The sequence below is a fragment of the Leptolyngbya sp. FACHB-321 genome (assembly GCF_014695975.1).
Taxonomy (GTDB): Bacteria; Cyanobacteriota; Cyanobacteriia; order Leptolyngbyales; family Leptolyngbyaceae; genus Stenomitos.
In genome coordinates this window covers 1-2824 of the sequence record NZ_JACJPI010000001.1, presented here as the reverse complement: position 1 = coordinate 2824, position 2824 = coordinate 1, and the positions used below count along the sequence as shown (strand labels likewise).

The following is a 2824-nucleotide window of genomic DNA, read 5'->3' as shown; positions in this document are numbered from 1 at the left end:
CGTTCTCCAGTCAATTGCTTTGTCAATATCTTGGGCGGATTGATTGCCTATTGCCATCAGCCAAAGAAGCCATCCATTGCCCTTGACCACAATTTGCTCCTTCCGGCTTAACCCGAACTGACGTTAAAAACATCTGCTAACTCAATTATTTCAGGAGTTCATCTCATGACTTTTCTGTTTTCTATGAGCGCATGGGCGATCGTAGGATACGGCACCTTCAGCATCATTAACTCTTTGCGAAAAGGGATTGCTACTGTTAAACACCTGCACGAAATTCCTTGCGCTCGGTGTCAACCGCATAAGGTGATGAAGCTCGTGGGGTGCAGTGGCACTAGCAACTGACTGGTTGCTCGGAGCGAACTCAACCAATGTTACTCTAGAGCCAAGCTGGGGTATGGCACCGCTTCATGTAAAAATGAGCCATTGCTTCGAAGGGGTATAAATCACGCTCCTCTTAAACTCTGTCATAGTGGCTTCTGTTCATCCACTCAAACAGAAACAGGAACGGTCAGATTCTGCAATCACTGCTGAAAAAAAGTTTTAGCCGATATGTGATACTTAATTGTCAGAAACGGTATCATCCCCCTGCCCCAACTGGAAATTATTAAGCTGGGTAGATTCGCAGACGTTGATCCGGACCGGGACCAACGCTATTAGATTTGAGACGATAGTGGTCCACAAATTCCTGCTGAATTTGGCGAACGTGAGCGGATCGCGGTAGCAGTTCCACAGGTTGCCCTTTAGGAATGACGATCGCCTCCACAGCCAGTCGGGCTTCTTCCAGAGCATCCCACTCATCATCTGGATTCCCACTGTAAATCTGGCTGGATTCCGCTTCAACCGTTGCGGCTTTTGTCTCAATGACAAACATTGACCGCAGGGTCTCAGTGATTTGAGCCACAGTATTGCCATTGACCATGTGTATTGGCATCTGGTACTCGCTCGCCAGGCGCTCCAGGATCGAGTGTTGGGTCAAGTGCGACTTAAGGGCTAAAACGGCTTCTGCTGCTTCCAAGTCTGCAACCAGGACAAATGGTACGCTCAACTCCTCGATCACCTGTTGGAGTTGCTGACGCTCAATTCCATAAGGATACAGACGCAGTTGACCTTCGCTGGACGGAACCGCAAGGGTGGAAGTTATAGCCTGCGAAGGTTCTACTCGTGGATGAGGATACCGCTCCAGCTCTAGTTTGAACCGCTCTTCCTGCCATGCTTGTGAGACACGATCGCTGGCGCTTTCTTTTGGCACTGGCAGCACTCGTTTTGAGGGACGCCGTTTATCCCGTACATTGGGTGAGCGAGTGGAGAGCGGCGCTGCTGAAAGGCTACCGATTGCAGGACTGGAAACCTCCCGAGTCATTGTGACCTGCCCTTGATCGTTAACCGTTCTCACTTGCAGCGCTGCCCGGTTTCCCAACAGTAAGCGATCAACGGTATCACTAACGCACTCATGCACCGTCCACTTCTGACGCTCCTGCATCTCAACGGCGATGTCAAAGGTAGGGGGTGCTTTGCGTTCCAGCACACTCTTTTGAGACCCTCGCCGACGCGCTTCCTCATCACCTAAGGTGACTGACTGAATCCCACCGACTAAGTCTGCTAAGGTTGGATTTTTGATTAGGTTTTCTAACTGATTGCCATGAGCCGTGCCCACGAGTTGTACGCCACGTTCAGCGATCGTCCGTGCTACTAGTGCTTCTAACTCCGTGCCAATTTCATCAATCACGATGACTTCTGGCATGTGGTTTTCCACCGCCTCAATCATCACCTGATGTTGCAGTTCGGGGCGTGCCACCTGCATCCGCCGCGCTCGCCCAATCGCAGGGTGGGGAATATCACCATCACCCGCAATCTCATTTGAACTATCAATGATGACAACCCGTTTATGCAAGTCATCGGCTAACACCCGTGCAATTTCCCGTAAAGCTGTTGTTTTACCCACACCCGGACGACCCAGCATCAGGATGGAGTGACCCGTTTCCACCAGATCGCGAATCATGGCAATGGTGCCAAAAAGGGCGCGACCGACTCGACAAGTTAGCCCAATGATTTCCCCTTTACGGTTGCGAATGGCGCTGATGCGGTGCAGGGTTTTTTCGATACCGGCCCGGTTGTCAGCGCCAAAAGGACCAACGCGGTCAAGGCAGCCTTGCAACTGCTCGTGCGTCACTACCTGCTCAGACAAAAACTCCGCCTGGCTGGGAAAACGCGCTTCAGGACACCGCCCCAAGTCCAGCACAACCTCGACCAGGCTCTCGCGTTGCGGATGGCGTGCTAAGCGTTGCTGTAAGTCTTGAGGCAGAAGCTCCAGCAACTTCTGGAGGTCATCAGTGTTGTACATTGTTTAAAGCTAGCGTGTCACGCTAAGGGAAGGATGAGCGCACAAACGATTGCGCATACAGCTAAATTAAGGTCAGTTTCATCCAGAATGGAGCGACTTGGAGGCACTGTTGCTTGAGCTCGTGTTTGATGATGCCACTGCTCAAACGCTGCTTGAGCAGTAAGTTTTGATAGACTTTCACAATAACAAACTGTCACTTCCTCTACAGCGGGTAAACCGATGTGATCGGCGTAGATCGCCCGCCCTCTGACCCTTGTAAAAAAGCCTTGTAAAAAGCCTCCTTTCAACGCTAGAAGGAGGCTTGAGGATGCTGACCTGATCCTGTATGGTTGCTGCTGTTGGGGTCCCACCAACTACTTTTATGGTGCAGCGCCATAGGCACCAGGAAAGCCAAAAAGCTTAAAGCAGAGCCCTGAAGGCTGCATAGCAACTTGTTTTAGTTTCAGTATCACCAATGATGGAGGTCAAGCCCTCGGTCTATTA

General features: G+C 51.0%; 2 protein-coding genes and 1 pseudogene. 2 read left to right on the top strand and 1 reads right to left on the bottom strand.

All coding sequences use genetic code 11. The annotated features are described in order from the left end of the window. Together H6F76_RS30115 and H6F76_RS00010 are read left to right on the top strand one after the other, a co-directional pair. Nucleotides 1-111: pseudogene (locus tag H6F76_RS30115) on the top strand (IS982 family transposase); the annotation flags it as partial. A 54-nt stretch (nt 112-165) separates the two neighbouring features. Beyond that, nucleotides 166-342, top strand: coding sequence for a hypothetical protein (locus H6F76_RS00010; protein WP_190504819.1), 177 nt, complete (start codon nt 166-168; stop codon nt 340-342). A 262-nt stretch (nt 343-604) separates the two neighbouring features. Here the strand turns inward: H6F76_RS00010 and H6F76_RS00005 are convergent, their stop codons facing one another. Further along, nucleotides 605-2341 (bottom strand): R3H domain-containing nucleic acid-binding protein, encoded by a 1737-nt coding sequence (locus H6F76_RS00005; protein ID WP_190504817.1) that lies wholly within the window; start codon nt 2339-2341, stop codon nt 605-607. Between the last annotated feature and the right edge of the window lie 483 nt (nt 2342-2824).

Coding starts and splice junctions, on each gene's coding strand:
- H6F76_RS00010 (WP_190504819.1), top strand. CDS start 166: ATGACTTTTCTGTTTTCTATGAGCGCATGGGCGATCGTAGGATACGGC.
- H6F76_RS00005 (WP_190504817.1), bottom strand. CDS start 2,341: ATGTACAACACTGATGACCTCCAGAAGTTGCTGGAGCTTCTGCCTCAA.